Origin of the sequence: Microbispora sp. CL1-1 (assembly GCF_012034195.1) — a bacterium.
GTDB lineage: Bacteria > Actinomycetota > Actinomycetes > Streptosporangiales > Streptosporangiaceae > Microbispora.
Genome location: NZ_JAATEK010000020.1, coordinates 1 through 15,297 on the forward strand (window position 1 = coordinate 1; position 15,297 = coordinate 15,297).

At 69.2% G+C, this 15,297-nt stretch carries 17 protein-coding genes; 8 read left to right on the plus strand and 9 right to left on the minus strand.

Annotation, left to right across the window (positions count from 1 at the left end; all coding sequences use genetic code 11):
- A partial coding sequence (locus HCK04_RS22485) for a hypothetical protein (RefSeq protein WP_205830588.1) occupies nucleotides 1-328 on the plus strand: 328 nt, incomplete at its 5' end.
- A 6-nt stretch (nucleotides 329-334) separates the two neighbouring features.
- On the opposite strand, the gene HCK04_RS22490 is transcribed toward HCK04_RS22485, so the two are convergent.
- On the minus strand, nucleotides 335-817 hold the full coding sequence (locus HCK04_RS22490) for a hypothetical protein (protein ID WP_142649355.1): 483 nt from the start codon (nucleotides 815-817) through the stop codon (nucleotides 335-337).
- Between the two features lie 361 nt (nucleotides 818-1,178).
- On the opposite strand from HCK04_RS22490, the gene HCK04_RS22495 reads away from it, so the two are divergent.
- Together HCK04_RS22495 and HCK04_RS22500 are read left to right on the plus strand one after the other, a co-directional pair.
- Nucleotides 1,179-2,135 (plus strand): XRE family transcriptional regulator, encoded by a 957-nt coding sequence (locus HCK04_RS22495; RefSeq protein ID WP_142649356.1) that lies wholly within the window; start codon nucleotides 1,179-1,181, stop codon nucleotides 2,133-2,135.
- Between the two features lie 126 nt (nucleotides 2,136-2,261).
- Nucleotides 2,262-3,101, plus strand: coding sequence for a YwqG family protein (locus HCK04_RS22500; RefSeq protein WP_168066178.1), 840 nt, complete (start codon nucleotides 2,262-2,264; stop codon nucleotides 3,099-3,101).
- Between the two features lie 57 nt (nucleotides 3,102-3,158).
- On the opposite strand, the gene HCK04_RS22505 is transcribed toward HCK04_RS22500, so the two are convergent.
- Nucleotides 3,159-4,121 (minus strand): GerMN domain-containing protein, encoded by a 963-nt coding sequence (locus HCK04_RS22505; protein ID WP_142649358.1) that lies wholly within the window; start codon nucleotides 4,119-4,121, stop codon nucleotides 3,159-3,161.
- 480 nt (nucleotides 4,122-4,601) lie between these two features.
- On the opposite strand from HCK04_RS22505, the gene HCK04_RS22510 reads away from it, so the two are divergent.
- Nucleotides 4,602-8,861 (plus strand): discoidin domain-containing protein, encoded by a 4,260-nt coding sequence (locus HCK04_RS22510; RefSeq protein WP_260617377.1) that lies wholly within the window; start codon nucleotides 4,602-4,604, stop codon nucleotides 8,859-8,861.
- Nucleotides 8,862-8,933: 72 nt separating this feature from the next.
- On the opposite strand, the gene HCK04_RS22515 is transcribed toward HCK04_RS22510, so the two are convergent.
- Nucleotides 8,934-10,058 carry a cellulose binding domain-containing protein gene (locus HCK04_RS22515; RefSeq protein WP_205830589.1) on the minus strand — a complete coding sequence of 375 codons (1,125 nt, stop codon included), beginning with the start codon at nucleotides 10,056-10,058 and terminating at the stop codon, nucleotides 8,934-8,936.
- Between the two features lie 202 nt (nucleotides 10,059-10,260).
- On the opposite strand from HCK04_RS22515, the gene HCK04_RS22520 reads away from it, so the two are divergent.
- The 3 genes from HCK04_RS22520 to HCK04_RS22530 all read left to right on the plus strand — a co-directional run bounded on the left by HCK04_RS22520 (nucleotide 10,261) and on the right by HCK04_RS22530 (nucleotide 11,603).
- On the plus strand, nucleotides 10,261-10,620 hold the full coding sequence (locus HCK04_RS22520) for a DUF488 family protein (RefSeq protein WP_260617372.1): 360 nt from the start codon (nucleotides 10,261-10,263) through the stop codon (nucleotides 10,618-10,620).
- A 108-nt stretch (nucleotides 10,621-10,728) separates the two neighbouring features.
- Nucleotides 10,729-11,094, plus strand: a complete 366-nt coding sequence (locus tag HCK04_RS22525; protein WP_142649361.1) for a DUF1778 domain-containing protein — start codon at nucleotides 10,729-10,731, stop codon at nucleotides 11,092-11,094.
- Nucleotides 11,095-11,105: 11 nt separating this feature from the next.
- Nucleotides 11,106-11,603, plus strand: a complete 498-nt coding sequence (locus tag HCK04_RS22530) for a GNAT family N-acetyltransferase (protein ID WP_142649362.1) — start codon at nucleotides 11,106-11,108, stop codon at nucleotides 11,601-11,603.
- A 134-nt stretch (nucleotides 11,604-11,737) separates the two neighbouring features.
- Here the strand turns inward: HCK04_RS22530 and amaP are convergent, their stop codons facing one another.
- Genes amaP through HCK04_RS22560 form a run of 6 tightly spaced genes read right to left on the minus strand, consistent with a single transcriptional unit; the run spans nucleotide 11,738 to nucleotide 14,325 of the window.
- On the minus strand, nucleotides 11,738-12,313 hold the full coding sequence (gene amaP / locus HCK04_RS22535; protein ID WP_142649363.1) for an alkaline shock response membrane anchor protein AmaP: 576 nt from the start codon (nucleotides 12,311-12,313) through the stop codon (nucleotides 11,738-11,740).
- A gap of 28 nt (nucleotides 12,314-12,341) precedes the next feature.
- Nucleotides 12,342-12,950 carry a DUF6286 domain-containing protein gene (locus HCK04_RS22540; RefSeq protein WP_142649364.1) on the minus strand — a complete coding sequence of 203 codons (609 nt, stop codon included), beginning with the start codon at nucleotides 12,948-12,950 and terminating at the stop codon, nucleotides 12,342-12,344.
- Between the two features lie 22 nt (nucleotides 12,951-12,972).
- The gene (locus HCK04_RS22545) at nucleotides 12,973-13,287 is read right to left on the minus strand and encodes an Asp23/Gls24 family envelope stress response protein (protein WP_142649365.1); all 315 of its coding nucleotides are present in this window, start codon (nucleotides 13,285-13,287) and stop codon (nucleotides 12,973-12,975) included.
- Complete coding sequence (locus tag HCK04_RS22550) at nucleotides 13,284-13,469, minus strand: hypothetical protein (protein ID WP_142649366.1); 186 nt, start codon at nucleotides 13,467-13,469, stop codon at nucleotides 13,284-13,286. The genes HCK04_RS22545 and HCK04_RS22550 overlap by 4 nt, the downstream gene beginning before the upstream one ends.
- A gap of 2 nt (nucleotides 13,470-13,471) precedes the next feature.
- A complete protein-coding gene (locus HCK04_RS44305) occupies nucleotides 13,472-13,915 on the minus strand; it encodes a hypothetical protein (RefSeq protein WP_312845760.1) in 444 nt (147 codons plus the stop codon).
- A complete protein-coding gene (locus HCK04_RS22560; RefSeq protein ID WP_240971709.1) occupies nucleotides 13,912-14,325 on the minus strand; it encodes an Asp23/Gls24 family envelope stress response protein in 414 nt (137 codons plus the stop codon). Before HCK04_RS22560 ends, HCK04_RS44305 begins: the two co-directional genes overlap by 4 nt.
- Before the next feature lie 395 nt (nucleotides 14,326-14,720).
- Between HCK04_RS22560 and HCK04_RS22565 the strand changes: the two genes are divergently transcribed.
- On the plus strand, nucleotides 14,721-15,293 hold the full coding sequence (locus HCK04_RS22565; RefSeq protein WP_142649368.1) for a hypothetical protein: 573 nt from the start codon (nucleotides 14,721-14,723) through the stop codon (nucleotides 15,291-15,293).
- The last annotated feature ends 4 nt before the right edge of the window (nucleotides 15,294-15,297 follow it).

Consider the following 15,297-nt stretch of genomic DNA (forward strand, 5'->3'; position numbering starts at 1 on the left):
GCTCACCGGGGCCCGAGCGGACTTCACTGTGCGCCAGAAATACGACATGGCAAACCTCCTCCATAACGCCGGCTTCCCCGCGAGCAAACCACCCGCTGAGCTCATCAGCGCGAGGACAGGACACCTCAAGACCTTCGATGAATTAGTGGCCGAGGCCAAGCAGGAGGGGGCCCGAACGGGGAACAGCTGGGAGAGTGTCCTGCGGGCGAAGCTGACCCCTTACGAAAAGTGGATGGACAGCAACGACGCCCTTGACAGGAAGGCCGAGGATGCGGCGGACAACGTAAGCAGTGAGCAGGCCAAGGAGCTCAACCGTATCTGGAAGTGATAGAGCCTATGAGCGGGGGAGGCAATCAGTCTCCGCAACCAGCCGCCACGTTGGCGCTTCCGGCACCACTATCACCTTGACCGTCAAACCAAAAGCATCCTTCCTGCCCTCTATCAAGCGGGCGTCCTGCCAATCCAATTGGGCCAAGTCGTAGGTGATTTTGTAGTGAAGCTCCTGGGACAGCGTGTTCTCCATCACCCGCTCCGCGTGATCGAGGTGGTTGTCCACGGGGTCTTCAGGGATGTGTTCGTAATCCGCCGTCGCGTGTAACACCCGCTTGAACTTATCCTTGTCGCAGGGCAGGTCCCTGTCCGGACGATCCACGATTCGGAGCTTGCTGAGAGGATTCTTCAAAAGTCCGTCGGCCTCTAGGCGGTGCAGGTCTTTCTGTAGCTCGGCGGTTGCGGCCTGGAGTGTCGGACCGTTGCCGCAGCTCGAAACGAATCCGCCGACCAGCAAAAACGTCACCGCCACCCGCGCAACGCGCACGCCCCTACCTCCACCCGTCGGTATACAGACGGATCAATATTGACTCAACGCCTCGCCTTCCGTCACCCCGTCAAATAATCCGGTTACTCCGTCCGCCCCGGACTTCATGAGGTTTGGGACGGCACCGAGGCGTGCGCCTCGGACATCGGGCCGGCCCGTAGCGTGCCTGCCGTCACAGCAGTTTCCGACCGACTCATGCGCTTTCGGCGGATTCGGCCGGTTTTCCTCGCGCAGCGCTGTCCTGCCGAGAGACGCTGAACTGCGGGCAAGGGACGCTCCCGGGACGCCCACAGGCGCCCGGCATCGCTGCGCATGATCCTTAACCCATCGCACCCTGGAGCAGGGACGACGGCTCTGTGGTGTGTCACAGGTCAGGACCGACCCGGACCTGTACGAGCGCATCACGAAGGCCATCGAACGTCCGCAGCGCGTGGACGCCCCCACGATCGAGTGGCTCGAACGCTGCCTGAGCGAGCATCGCCGCGTCGAGGACACCTTGGGGAGCGGCCCGCTGCTACCGGTCGTACGCGCCCAGCTCGACGCGATCACCGTGCTCGCGCAGGGGGCTCCGGGGCCGCTCGCCGACCGCGTGGTCTCGATGCTCGGGCAGTACGCCCAGTTCATCGCCTGGATGTGCCAGGACTCCGGCGACCATGCCGCCGCGCTCGCCTGGTATGACCGCTCGCACGGCTGGGCGTTGGAGGCGGGGGACGCGGCTCTGGCCGCCACCACGCTCAGCATGCGCGCCCACCTCGCGTGGAGCATCGGCGACCAACTCCGGTGCGTACGGCTGGCGGAGGCCGCGCGCTGGGACGACGGGCGCACGACCCTCGGCGTGCAGGGCATGGCGGCCCAGATGGCGGCCCGAGGTCATGCCGAGATGGGCGAGGCGGGTCCCGCGCGGCGGCTGCTCGGAGAGGCCGAGGAACTGATCCGGGCGGCGGGCGAACACCCGGAGAACGAGCCGCCCTGGATGTACTTCTACGACGACGGCTGGTTCGACATGCAACGGGGAATGGCCGAGCTGGCTCTAGGCGACGGCACGCGCGCGGTGCGGTTCCTCGACCGCGGGCTGGCGACCCTGCCCGAGGCCTACCGGCGTGACCGTGCGTGGTTCGGGACCTGCCTGGCCCGCGCCCATGCCCTCGCGGGTGACGTGGAGGCCGCCGAGCGAGTCGCGCTCGACGCGGTGCCCGACACCCTGGCCGTCAACCGTCACGCCGTCAAGGACCTACGTGAACTGTCCGCCGGCCTGCTCCCCATCCACTCGCGGAGCGGGAGGCGCATCGAGGAGGCGTTGAGGGCGGAAGGGCGATGACACCGCACGATGCCGAGCGGACGTGGCCGCCGAAGAACGGTTCCGAAGGACCGGTCGCGGCACGCGGCAGTGACCGGTCGCTCGGGGCGGCGGGTTTTGTCGTACGCGGGAAGCATCATGGGCGGCGTGAAGGACTGGATGATCGACTTCGCGGAGCTCGCGCGTGAGGAGTTGCCGCCAGGGAGCGCGGAGCGGCTGATCGGACTGTTACGGCCCGCCATCCGGCTCTCCGCCGCCGAGGACGGCGAGACCATGGTCGGGCGGCTCGGAGGGCTCCCGAGGTTGCCGGACGACATGGCATGGCCGTCCGTCTCCGACGGCGACCGGCCGCTGTCGTTCCTCGCCGAGCTCGACTGCGGGGCGCTGGCACGTTACGAGGTGGACATCGCCCTGCCCGATGCCGGCACGCTGCTGTTCTTCGCCACGACCGACGCGGACGAGCACCAGGTGATCTACGTGCCGGACGGAACGACCGTCGCCGAGCGGCCCGCGCCCGACGACCGCGTCGAGGTGTACCCCGAGCTGCCGCTCACCGGGGCCACCGAGCCGACCTGGCCCTCACGTGATCACCCCGTCCTCGTAGACGTCTTCGGCAGTCTTCAGGAGGCCGAGGAGAAGGTGTGGGAACACGTGCTGGACGAGGACACCTGTGAGCTCTTCGAATATCAGCTCCAGCTGTTCGAGGACGGAGGAAGGGACGGGCCGCCGCACCAGGTGGGCGGATACTCCGACGCGCTTCAAGGCCCGATCGAGGTCGTCGCGGCACACGCCGCCGGCACCGGCTCCTACGGCGATCCGGCCTTCCAGGAGGAGGCGCGCCAGTGGGTCACGCTGCTGCAACTGGCCGAGGACAGCAGGACCGGGATGCGGTGGGGCGACGGCGCGTGGCTGATCTGGGGCATCCGCAAGGACCATCTGGCCGCCTGCGACTTCTCCAAGGTCCACCTCCACGTCGCAGGGCACTGACCCCGCGTCGGGCTTCTTCACGAGAGGAGGGCCGGGGGTGGCCCGGCCCTCGTGGTGTCATGGTTCGAGGCTCTCCGGGATGGAGTCGGAGTGCCCCCTCGGGCGTTCGGTGCGGCCGTCGGCGTCGTAGATCTTCACCCAGCGGATGCCGGGAAGCCGCTTGAGCGTGGGCGTGATCTCGTCGGCCACGGTGAACGTCGACCCGCCGCCGCGGAGCGAGCCGGTGAGCCGCACGTGGGCGACCCGGTCACGAATGACGACCGAACGGACGCCGGTGGCTCCTGAGGCGACGAACCGCAGCCCCTTGGCGTACTCCGCCTGCGTCGGCCCGGCGAACAGCCGTTGGAGGGCGCCGCGCGCGGTGGACGGCGGCACCACCGGCCGCGACACCGCCGCCGTGTACGGCCGCCGCCCCGCCGCGTACGCCCGGGAGTCGAGGAAGTAGGTGCGCACCGGCACCGTCCGGTAGGGCGTCTTGATGTCCACGACCACGCGGTTCGGACGCGTGAGGGTGTAGACGCGGTAGGACGACTTCCGCGACAGGCCGATGCCGAACGTGAGCTCCGCCTCGAAGTCGCCCGCGTTGACGACCTGGATCACGGCGGGCAGCGCGAAGGTCTCACGCGAGGGCCCGTAGGTGGAGTGTCCATGGGTGTCGTGGCCGGTCGCGCCGCCGAAGTGCAGCTCCAGGATCGCGTCGCCGGCCACCGGGACCGTACGGCCCGAGCCGTCGGCGATCAGCCGCGGCACGTAGCGTGCGCTCCGCCGTGCCGGGAGCGGTCCGCGGAACTCGAAGACGACCCGGTCGAGCCCTGGCTGGTGCGCGGCGCGCACGTCGACCAGGGTCGCCAGGCGCGGGGCCGCATAAGCGGCCGCGGGAACGGCCGCGGGAACGGCCGCGTGCACGGCCTCTTGAACGGCAGCGGTCTGCGGTACGGCTGTCGCGGCGGCGGGGGCCGCCGACAGGCTCACCAGCGGCACGGCCAACACCGCGAGCGAGCGCTTGGGGGGCAGAAACATGAGGGCTCCTCTGCCGGGTTCCTTTCGCGAGTTGGGGGACCCGCGGGAGGGCGCCAGGACCGGCTACGGACCGGCGTCCACTTGAAGTATCCCCAGGTAGGCCCTGCTCGGGGACGGCACAGACCTGTCACCTTCCGTCCGGCTTTTCCGACCCATTGACTGCATCGTGGGGTCTATGTAACATCTGGGCAACCAAATGTAAGAAATTTGCAACTCTGAATCGAGACTTTGCGGTCCTCCGCAAGTTCCGGCAGGAAGCACTGCGTCCGTGCGCCCCGCCACCGTCACCTTTCGCGCGAAAGGACACGAGGTGATGTCGGCCACGGCAGTGGGCAACCGGTCGCCGCCGCGACCATAGCGAGCCCCGACTTCCAAATCCCCCCACGACCGCGCGGATCGGACAGCCCGCCGGTCGGTTCCTGCCCGGACAGAGGAACGCAAATGTCGAAAACGCATGTCCCGTTATTGCGCTTGATCGCTGTGGTGGCAGCGGCCTGCCTGCTCGCCGTGGCCGCGCCCCTCTCCCCCGCCTCCGCCGCCGGCGGCCCCAACCTCGCCGCCGGTCGCACCGTGACCGCGAGCAGCAGCAACAGCCCGTACGTCCCGGGCAACGTCAACGACGGCGACCAGGGCACCTACTGGGAAAGCTCCAACAACGCCTTCCCCCAATGGGCGCAGGTCGACCTCGGCAGCGCGACGAGCGTCGACCAGGTCGTGCTCAAGCTGCCCGCGTCGTGGGAGGCCCGCACCCAGACGCTGTCGGTGCAGGGCAGCACCGACGGCACGAACTTCTCCACCCTCTCCGCCTCCGCGGGCCGCGCGTTCAGCCCGGCGAGCGGCAACGCGGTGACGATCGGCTTCACCGCGACCTCGACCCGGTATGTCCGGATCAACGTCACCGCCAACACCGGCTGGCCCGCGGCGCAGCTCTCCGAGATCGAGGTGTACGGCGCGGCCACCGCCTCCGGCAACCTCGCCCTCGGCAAGACCATGAAGGAGAGCGCGCACGCCGACGTGTACGGCGCGGGCAACGCCAACGACGGCAACCAGGCCACCTACTGGGAGAGCGCAAACAACGCCTTCCCTCAATGGCTGCAGGTGGACCTCGGCGCCTCGGCCGTGGTCAACCGGGTGGTGCTGAGGCTCCCGTCCACGTGGGAGGCCCGCACCCAGACGCTCGCCGTGCAGGGCGGCACCGACGGGACGAACTTCTCCACCCTCTCCGCCTCCGCGGGCCGCGCCTTCGATCCCGCGAGCGGCAACACGGTCGCCATCACCTTCTCCACGGCCAGCGTCCGCTACGTCCGGATCAACGTCACCGCCAACACCGCCTGGCCGGCCGCGCAGATCTCGGAGTTCGAGGTGTACGGCCCGGCGCCCACCGGTGACACCCAGGCCCCGACCGCGCCCTCGAACCTCGCCTACACCGAGCCGGCGACCGGCCAGATCCGGCTCACCTGGTCGGCCTCGACCGACAACGTCGGCGTCACCGGCTACGACATTTACGCCAACGGCGTGCTGCGCACCAGCGTCGCCGGAAACGTCACGACCTACACCGACACCCAGCCGGCCGACGTCACCGTGTCCTACTACGTGCGCGCCAGGGACGCCGCGGGCAACGAGTCGGCCGACAGCAACACCGTCACCCGCACGGGCGCGACCGGCGACACCCAGGCGCCCACCGCTCCCGGCGACCTCGCCTTCACCGAGACCACCCCGGGGCAGGTCAAGCTCACCTGGACCGCCTCCACCGACAACGTCGGCGTCACCGGCTACGACATTTACGCGAACAACGTGCTGCGCGGCAGCGTCGCCGGAAACGTCACGACCTACACCGACACCCAGCCCACCACCGCCACGGTGACCTACTACGTGCGGGCCAAGGACGCCGCGGGCAACGAGTCGATCGACAGCAACACCGTCACCCGCAACGGCTCGGGCGGCGGCGGCTCCAACATGGCCGTCGGCAAGCCGATCACCGCCTCCTCCTACACGTTCACGTACGTCGCGGCGAACGCGAACGACAACGACCTGACGACCTACTGGGAGGGCGCGGGCGGCTCCTACCCGCAGACGCTGACCGTGCAGCTCGGGGCCAACGCGGTCGTGAGCTCGGTCGTGCTGAAGCTCAACCCCGACGCCGCCTGGTCCACCCGTACGCAGACCATCCAGGTGCTGGGCCGCGAGCAGAGCGCGTCGGGATTCACCAACCTGACCGGCGCCGCGACCTACACCTTCAACCCGGCCACGGGCAACACGGTCACGATCCCGGTCTCCGGCACGGTCGCCGACGTGCAGCTCAGGTTCACCGCCAACTCCGGGGCCCCGGCCGGGCAGATGGCCGAGTTCCAGGTGATCGGCACCCCGGCGCCCAACCCCGACCTGACCATCACCTCCCTGTCCGCCTCCCCCGCGTCCCCGGTCGAGACCGACGCCGTCACGCTGTCGGCGACGGTGCGCAACGCGGGCACCCTCGGCTCCGGCGCCACGAACGTGAACTTCTACCTGGGCGGCGCCAAGGTGGGCACCGCCTCGGTCGGCGCGCTCGCGGCCGGCGCCTCGGCCACCGTGACGGCGAACATCGGCCAGCGTGACGCGGGCAGCTACCCGCTGAGCGCCAAGGTCGACGAGTCGAACGCGGTGATCGAGCAGAACGAGACCAACAACTCCTTCTCCGCCTCCGCCCCGCTGGTCGTGAAGCCGGTGGACAGCTCCGACCTGGTGGCCTCGCCGGTGAGCTGGACGCCGGGCAATCCGGCGGGCGGCAGCACGGTGACGTTCACCGTGGCGATCAAGAACCAGGGCACGGTCGCCTCGGCGGGCGGCGCCCACGGCATCACGCTCACGATCGCCAACGACTCGGGCACCGTGGTCAAGACGCTGACCGGCTCCTACAGCGGCGCGATCGCGGCCGGGGCCACGACGAGCCCGGTGAACCTGGGCACGTGGACCGCCGCCAACGGCAAGTACACGGTGAAGACCGTGCTCGCCGCCGACGCCAACGAGCTGCCGGTCAAGCAGGCCAACAACACCTCCAGCCTGCCGTTCTTCGTCGGCCGCGGCGCGAACATGCCGTACGACATGTACGAGGCCGAGGACGGCGTGACCGGCGGCGGGGCGACGGTCGTCGGCCCGAACCGGACCATCGGCGACCTGGCCGGCGAGGCGTCCGGGCGCAAGGCCGTGCGGCTCACCACCACCGGCAGCTACGTGGAGTGGACGACGAGGGCCGACACGAACACCCTGGTCACCCGCTTCTCGATCCCCGACGCGGCGGGCGGCGGCGGCACCGACGCCACGCTGAACGTCTACGTCAACGGCAGCTTCCTCAAGGCGATCAACCTGACCTCGAAGTACGCCTGGCTGTACGGTCCCGAGGCGAGCCCGGGCAACTCGCCGGGCGCGGGCGGCCCCCGGCACATCTACGACGAGGCCAACATCCTGCTCGGGACGACGGTCCCGAAGGGCAGCAAGATCCGGCTGCAGAAGGACGCCGCCAACACCTCCTCGTACGCGATCGACTTCGTGAACCTGGAGCAGGTCTCGGCGATCCCCAACCCCGATCCCGCGACGTACGCCGTGCCGGCCGGGTTCACCCACCAGGACGTGCAGAACGCGCTCGACAGGGTGCGGATGGACACCACGGGCACGCTCATGGGCGTCTACCTGCCGGCCGGTGACTACCAGACGTCGGGCAAGTTCCAGGTGTACGGCAAGCCGATCAAGGTGGTCGGCGCCGGGCCGTGGTTCACCCGGTTCTACGCGCCGTCCACGCAGGAGAACACCGACGTCGGCTTCCGGGCGGAGGCGTCGGCCAACGGCTCGACGTTCTCCGGGTTCGCCTACTTCGGCAACTACACCAGCCGCATCGACGGGCCGGGCAAGGTGTTCGACTGGTCGAACGTCGCCAACATGACGATCGACAACATCTGGGTCGAGCACCAGGTCTGCATGTACTGGGGCGCGAACACCGACAACATCACGATCAGGAACTCGCGGATCCGGGACACGTTCGCCGACGGCGTCAACATGACCAACGGCAGCACCGACAACCTGGTCTCGAACAACGAGGCGAGGTCGACCGGCGACGACAGCTTCGCGCTGTTCTCGGCCATCGACGCGGGAGGCGCCGACGAGAAGAACAACGTCTACGAGAACCTGACCGCGATCCTGCCGTGGCGTGCGGCCGCCGTCGCGGTGTACGGCGGGTACGCGAACACGTTCAGGAACATCTACATCGCGGACACGCTGACCTACTCCGGCATCACGATCAGCTCGCTCGACTTCGGCTATCCGATGAACGGCTTCGGCGCGAGCCCGCCCACGGTGTTCGACAACATCTCGATCGTCCGTGCGGGCGGCCACTTCTGGGGCCAGCAGACCTTCCCGGCGATCTGGCTGTTCTCCGCCTCGAAGGTGTTCCAGGGCATCCGGGTCAGCAACGTGGACATCGTGGACCCGACCTACTCGGGGATCATGTTCCAGACCCAGTACGTCGGCGGCCGGCCGGTCAACCCGATCAAGGACACCGTCTTCACCAACATCTCGATCTCCGGAGCGCACAGGAGCGGTGACGAGTTCGACGCCAAGTCGGGCTTCGGCCTGTGGGCGAACGAGCTGCCCGAGCCCGACCAGGGCCCGGCGGTCGGGTCGGTGACCTTCGACAACCTCAGGCTCAGCGACAACTACCAGGACATCAAGAACACGACCTCCACCTTCACGATCAACGTCAACCCCTGACGTGACGGCGCCGCCGGAGAGGCTTCTCTCCGGCGGCGCCTGCTTTTCAGGGACGTGCTTTTCGACGACGCGTCACGAGCAGCGGGTGCCGTTCAACGTGAAGTTCGTCGGGTTGCCGTTCGAGCCGTTCCAGGTGCCCTGGAAGCCGAACGAGGTGGTCCCGCCCGGCGGGATCGACCCGTTGTACGACAGGTTCCTCGCGGTCACCGACGACCCGCTCTGGGAGATGTCGGCGTTCCAGTAGCCGGTGATCTGCTGGTTGTTCGGGAAGGAGAAGCCGAGGTTCCAGCCGTTCACCGCGCTGGAGGAGGTGTTGGTGACGGTCACTTCGGCGGTGAAGCCGCCCTGCCACTCGTTCTTGCTGTAGCTGACCCGGCAGGCGCCGCCGCCGCCGTTGTTGCCGCCCTGCGTCGGGCTGGGCGAGGGGCTCTGGACCACGCCGCCGATGCTGTAGGAGAAGTTGTTCACCGCGAGGCCGGCGCCGCCCACCCAGGGCTCGAATCCGGCCTGGACGCTGGTCAGATACCACGACCGCTGGGCGTATCCCCTGTTCACCATGTCGTTGTAGAAGTCCCGCACGGCGAAGCTGATGGAGTTCGTCGGGGAGGTGCGGACGTAGGAGACGACGTTCCAGCCGGTGTTGCCGAACCAGACGTCCCAGGTGCCGCCCGCGATGTTGACCGTCCCGACCCTGGAGCCGACGGGCTGGACCGAGCCGGTGTGGTTCAGCCAGACCATCAGCTCGGCGCCGGTGTTCTGACCGTCCGTACGCGGCGTCGGGTCGAACCAGATGTCGTACGCGGCGTCGTAGACCCCGGAGCCCGGGTAGCTCATGCTGACGCTGGTCTGCACCGAGTTGAACTGGCTGTTGCTCACCGACAGGGGCAGGCCGCTGCCGCTGGAGCAGTTGGCGTAGTGGCAGCCCGCGTACACCGCGGGGTAGGCCGCCGGCGCGCCGTTCTGCGCCTTGTTGTGCCCCGCCTGCGTCACCGTGAAGCCGTTGTTCGTCACGTTGATGCACTGCTGGGCGTCGCTGCCCCAGACGTTGTTGATGACGACGTACTTGCCGCCCTGGATGGTGGTCGCACCATACTTCTCGCAGATCGTGGTGTCCGCGTGCGCCGCCTGACCGACGACGAGCGACGCGGCGACGGAGCCGAGCAAGGCGAGGCCCGCCGTGATCATTCGCATCTTCATGCCCCGGACCATAGGCACCGGGCCGAGGCGGGCGACATGGGCCGATTTGGTCGACAATCTGGACGAAATCCCGACCAGCGACAACGCCCTTACGGAAAGTGAAACTTTCAGTCACATGAACTGTCCGGCCCGCGGAACACCGGCGTGCGCCGCCCCTCTCCGGGGAGTATGGCGGCAGGAGTCGCAGGAGGAGGTGGGAGCGGTGTCCGTCACGGTCCGCCGCGTGTACGAGGACCCCGCGCCCGGGGACGGCACCCGGGTGCTGGTCGACCGGGTGTGGCCGCGCGGCCTCACCAAGGAGGCCGCTCATCTGGACGAATGGATCAAGGACGTGGCGCCGTCCGGCACCCTGCGCACCTGGTACGGCCACGTCCCCGAGAGGTTCGGCGAGTTCCGCAGCCGCTACCTCGCCGAGCTGGACGCTCCCGAGCGCCAGGCCGCCCTCGACCGGCTGCGCCGGCTCATGGAGAACGGCCCGCTGACCCTGCTCACCGCGACCAGGGACGTCGAGCACAGCCAGGCCGCCGTCCTCGCCGAGGTCCTGTCCGAGCCCCGCCGCTGAATCGGGAACGGCTCGTAGTCGGCAGGGGAAGGCCGCACTACGGGAGACCGGACATGGTCGGCGTCGACGCCACGCGTCGAAGTCTGCGCAACAGGGAGAGCCACCACAATGAGAAGCCACCACGCAGCAGACACCGCAGGCGAAGTTTCACCCACCAGCGAGAAGAAAGCACAGAAGATTGCCAGCGCCAGACGCAAGCGGGTGATTCCGGCGAAGAGTCGGTTGGAAGTACGTATCACCCCAGATGACAAAGACCTCATCGAGCAGGCCGCGTTCATCTCGCGGGAGACGACCACCGCTTTCGTTCTTCAAGCCGCTCGATCCGCGGCGGAGGAGGTCCTACGCCGGGAGCGACTCACCGTGGTTCCACCGGATTTCTACGACGAGATCCTCGCGTCGCTCGATGCTCCACCGGTGCGGAACCGTGCGTTGACCGAGGCGGCACGGAAGAACCGCGACATCATGGATCGGTAGGTAAGTAAGTCGTGTACACCACGCAGCCTCTCGGCCAGGAACACAGCCTGGAAGACTTCGATTGCGGAAAGGATGAGCTCAGCGCCTGGCTGAAGCAGTTCGCCTCGCACGCGCAGGCGATGAAGACCGCTCGAACGTTCGCCTGGACTCGCGAACACGACACGAACGTTCTGGCCTATTACTCCATCGCCGGGCACGCGATCGAAAGGGCGCAGGTGCCACCCAAAATCGGGCGCGACAGCCCCGAGCAGGTGCCTGCGGTGATCCTGGCACGACTGGCGCTCGACCGGCGACTGCAAGGGCAGGGACTCGGCAGCAGGCTGCTTGTCGACGTCCTTGACCGGATGGTCCGGGCCTCCAAGGAGGTGGTGTTCCGTCTGGTCGTCGTCGACGCTGTCGACGAAGAGGCTGCGCACTTATACGAGAAGTACGGATTCAGACGGTTTCCGGGCGAGACGAAGTTATTCCGAAAGCTGAGCGACATCGAGCGCGACCTGACCGATCTTTAGATCGGCCTGGGAGCGTCTGACGCAGCGAGGCGCCGTCTGGGCCACGCGCAGCAGAGCCATCCGGCTCCGGCTCCGGCGGGCGTACGAACAGGGCTCGGTCTCGATCAGTGGACCGCGCTTCAGTGGACCGCGCTTCAGTGGACCGCGCGGGTCCGGCGGCCGCCGGTCAGGTTGAGCCGGACCATGGCCGGGAGACGGCGCAGGCCGAGCGTGGTGCGCAGGTCGGGGACGGCCTCGTCGTGCAACCGGGTGACCAGTGCCCCGAGGTCGGCCGGTTCCTCGGCGGAGACGCCGATGTCGAGGTGCGGGTCGTCGGACGGGCCGCGCAGCACGGCGTGCGCCCGGCGGACCTCCGGATAAGTGCTGACCTGCTCGGCCAGGGCCTCGCTCGCGGGATGCGCGTCGACCTCGGTGACGCCGGTCGTGCCCGACTCCAGGCGCAGCCGCCGCGGCCGGTCGACCCGCAGCAGCGCCAGCAGCCAGGCCAGCCCGATGAGCCCGATCACGAATGCGACGGCGGCCACGACGGGCCACAACCACGGCGTGGTCGCCGCGAAGCTCCTGGCCCCGGCGTCCACCACCGGCTCCCGCGCCGCGGCGTCGCCGAAAGCGCCCAGCGCCCGCGCGATCGCGAGGCCGCCCACCGCCAGCAGGACCAGGCCGAACACCGCCAGGCCGGTCCGGTTGCCCTTGCCCGATCTCGTCTTCACGTCCTGTCTCCTTCGCCTACGACTTCGCCTACGACGGGCCGCGGACGCGCACGTTCAGGGATATGTGATGGGCTGGGGCGAGCCGGGCGAGCTCGTCCTCGACGGCCGCGCGCACGCGCTCCGCGAGCGCCTTCGTGTCGCGCAGGTCGGTCCTGACCGACACGTCCGCGTGCCAGCCGCGCATCCTGGTGCCGGCCGCGCGCACGCCGTCCACCTTTCCGGCCCTGGCACCGAGCGCCCGCGCCAGCGCGCGGCGCGGCAGGCCGACCACCAGGTCGGGGTCTCCGGTGCGCAGCGCGATCATCCGCCCCCGGCCGGGGACCACCGCGATCAGGATCAGCACCAGGCCGATCAGGGCGAGCGCGGATGCCACCGCGAGGGTGCGGCCGTCGTTCCAGGCCGTCGTGCTCGCCCAGCGGGCCCACTGTTCGTACGGCACGAGCCTGACGGGCCGCCCCAGCAGCGCGGAGACCACATGGACTGTGGTGAGACCCCCGATCGCCAGCAGCGCCAGCGCGGCGACCGCGGCAGGCAGCCCGCGACTGGGCCGGAAGGCCCCGCCGGCTCCCCCGGCCCCGAACCCCCGCATCGGGACGAAGCGCGGCACCTTCTCAGGCGCCTGTCGGCCTTCGGTCATCGCCATCCTCCCGCTCGGCCCTTCACGCGAGCCTGTGTCCCCGCCTCTGCTCGGGCACGAGCTCCACGACCTCGATGTCCACGTTCTCCACGGCGACGCCGGTCAGCTCGCGCAGCCGCCGCCGTACGTGCTCGCGGATCTTCGCGGCCAGCCGCGGCACCGGCGCCGGATATCGCAGGGCCAGGTCGCAGTGCACCGCCGCGACCGCCCCGCACACCGACGCCGTCACGTGGGGCGGGCCGGCGACGTGCTCGTCCTCGCTCGCCAGTTTCTCGGCGATCCGCGTGAAGGCACGGTCGGAGATCGTCGTCGTCCCGTGCTCCGTGGGCACGCTCATTGCCGTCTCGGGTGCATCTGCGGCAGGTGTACGCCGCCTTCGAGCACCAGGCCGACGACGAACCCGACGACGCCGAGGACCAGCACGATGATGAACGCGGCGAGGCCGCCGAAGGCCCCGACCACCCCGAGCACCGTGCCGAACAGCAGCCCCACGAGGCCCCAGACCGGATAGCCTTGCATGATCATCCCTTCTTTCCGCCGTCGTCTGTGACCACGTCGGCGATCGTCACGTCCACCCTCCGGCCGCCCGCCAGGTCGCCGATGGCGTCACGCACCAGGTCGGCGACCTCCGGCAGCGGCCTGCCGTACCGGGCGACGATGTCGACCTCGATCGCGTCGTCGCGTACGGCGACGCCCGGGACGAGACCTCCCGGCAGGTACGTCGCGACCACGCCGAACGGCCCCCGGGACAGGCCGGCCACGTCGGGACACGACAGCACGCGGTCCGCGATCCGGCGCGCTGAGACCTCTCGTTCCGGGGCCTCTCGTTCCGGGGCCGGGCGTTCCGGCGTTTCCGCTCCTGCGTCCCGCTGCCGGGGCGGGCCCTGCGGAGCGCCGGGCCCGGCCCGCTCGGGCGTCGTGACCCGCCCGGGCTCCGCTCCCGCGTTCTCCGGCACGGCGTTCATTGGACCCGTGGCTCCCCGTCGCCGGGCGTCTGCGGCTCCTGCTGCCGCGGCAGGTGGACGTCGTCGACCGCGATGTTGACCTCGGTGACCTCCAGCCCGCACATGCGTTCCACGGCGCGGATCACGTGGCTCCGCACCGCCTGTGCGAGGTCGGGGATCGCGACGCCGTACTCGACGATGAGGTGGATGTCCACGGCGGCCTGCCGCTCGCCGACCTCCACCGACATTCCTCGGGTGACACCATCCTCGCCGCCGAGCGCGCCCCTGATCGCGCCGAACGCGCGGGCCGTGCCGGTGCCGAAGTCGTGGACGCCGTCGATCTCACGGGCCGCGAGGCCGGCGATCTTGGCGACCACCTCGTCGGAGATCGTGGTGCGGCCCCGCTCCGTCACCAGACTGGAGCCGCCCATGGTCCCGAGGGACCGCCCGGGTGCCGGCTCGACGGTCGCGGTCGACGTTCTGGTCTCGGTCATGTGACTCACCCGCTTCACGCGCGCAGTAGATACCGCTTACCGCCGATACACGCCCGTAATACCCGGTTTGCGCACAGTAATCGTCCGAGGTGGGGCGAGTTTGGGTCACCGGAATCCCTCTAACACACCAAGACCGGCGAATCCGGCGACGACCGTAACGGACAGCACTAAGCCAGAGATCAAGTCCGCCGAAAACTGCCCGGTATGTACCGGATCGAGTTTTTGTGTGCCTGTCTAGGGCATTCATACCGTTCAGTCGGATCGCAGCGCCGTACGGCGTGACGGGCGGACGGCCGGAACGGCGCATCGGGCGGCCAGTAGGAGGCGCGATCATGAAAGACGGACTGAAGGTGGCCCTGGCTGTGATCGCGGGCTACTACCTCGGCCGGCACCACAAGCTGCGCCTGGCGATGGTGCTCGCGCTGGCCATCCTCGCCGCCCGTCTCAAGGGAGAGGGGGCCGCGGGAGCCCTCCTCGAACAGGTCCCCAAGATCCTCGGCGGCGCCGCCCCCGACCTCGGCAAGATCACCGAGCGCGTACGCGGCGACCTGCTGGACATCGGCAAGGCGGCGGCCATGCGCGCCACCAGCCGCCAGATCGACAACCTGAGCGACAGGCTGCACGAACGCGCCGAGGCCCTCCGGCAGCCCAAGGGCCGGGGCCGGGCCGCGGTGCTGGAGGAAGAGGAAGAAGAAGAGGAGAGGGAGCGTCCGGAGGAGGCCCGCCGCCGGGCGCCCCGCCGCCGCCCGCCCCAGCGCAAGCCCGAGCCCGAGCCCGAAGAGGCCTATGAGGAGGAAGAGGAGTACGACGAGGAGCCGTACGAGGAGGAGGCAGCGGAGCCCGAACCCGAGGAGCGGCGCCGGCCCCGGGTCCGTCCCACCCGTCCCGTGGTGCGGAGGAGGTGAGACC

What these genes read in the sequence shown, in the direction of transcription:
- HCK04_RS22505 (WP_142649358.1), bottom strand. Translation starts at nt 4,121, where the DNA reads ATGTTTCTGCCCCCCAAGCGCTCGCTCGCGGTGTTGGCCGTGCCGCTG.
- HCK04_RS22515 (WP_205830589.1), bottom strand. Translation starts at nt 10,058, where the DNA reads ATGAAGATGCGAATGATCACGGCGGGCCTCGCCTTGCTCGGCTCCGTC.
- HCK04_RS22525 (WP_142649361.1), top strand. Translation starts at nt 10,729, where the DNA reads ATGAGAAGCCACCACGCAGCAGACACCGCAGGCGAAGTTTCACCCACC.
- HCK04_RS22540 (WP_142649364.1), bottom strand. Translation starts at nt 12,950, where the DNA reads ATGACCGAAGGCCGACAGGCGCCTGAGAAGGTGCCGCGCTTCGTCCCG.
- HCK04_RS22545 (WP_142649365.1), bottom strand. Translation starts at nt 13,287, where the DNA reads ATGAGCGTGCCCACGGAGCACGGGACGACGACGATCTCCGACCGTGCC.
- HCK04_RS22550 (WP_142649366.1), bottom strand. Translation starts at nt 13,469, where the DNA reads ATGCAAGGCTATCCGGTCTGGGGCCTCGTGGGGCTGCTGTTCGGCACG.
- HCK04_RS44305 (WP_312845760.1), bottom strand. Translation starts at nt 13,915, where the DNA reads ATGAACGCCGTGCCGGAGAACGCGGGAGCGGAGCCCGGGCGGGTCACG.
- HCK04_RS22560 (WP_240971709.1), bottom strand. Translation starts at nt 14,325, where the DNA reads ATGGGCGGCTCCAGTCTGGTGACGGAGCGGGGCCGCACCACGATCTCC.
- HCK04_RS22565 (WP_142649368.1), top strand. Translation starts at nt 14,721, where the DNA reads ATGAAAGACGGACTGAAGGTGGCCCTGGCTGTGATCGCGGGCTACTAC.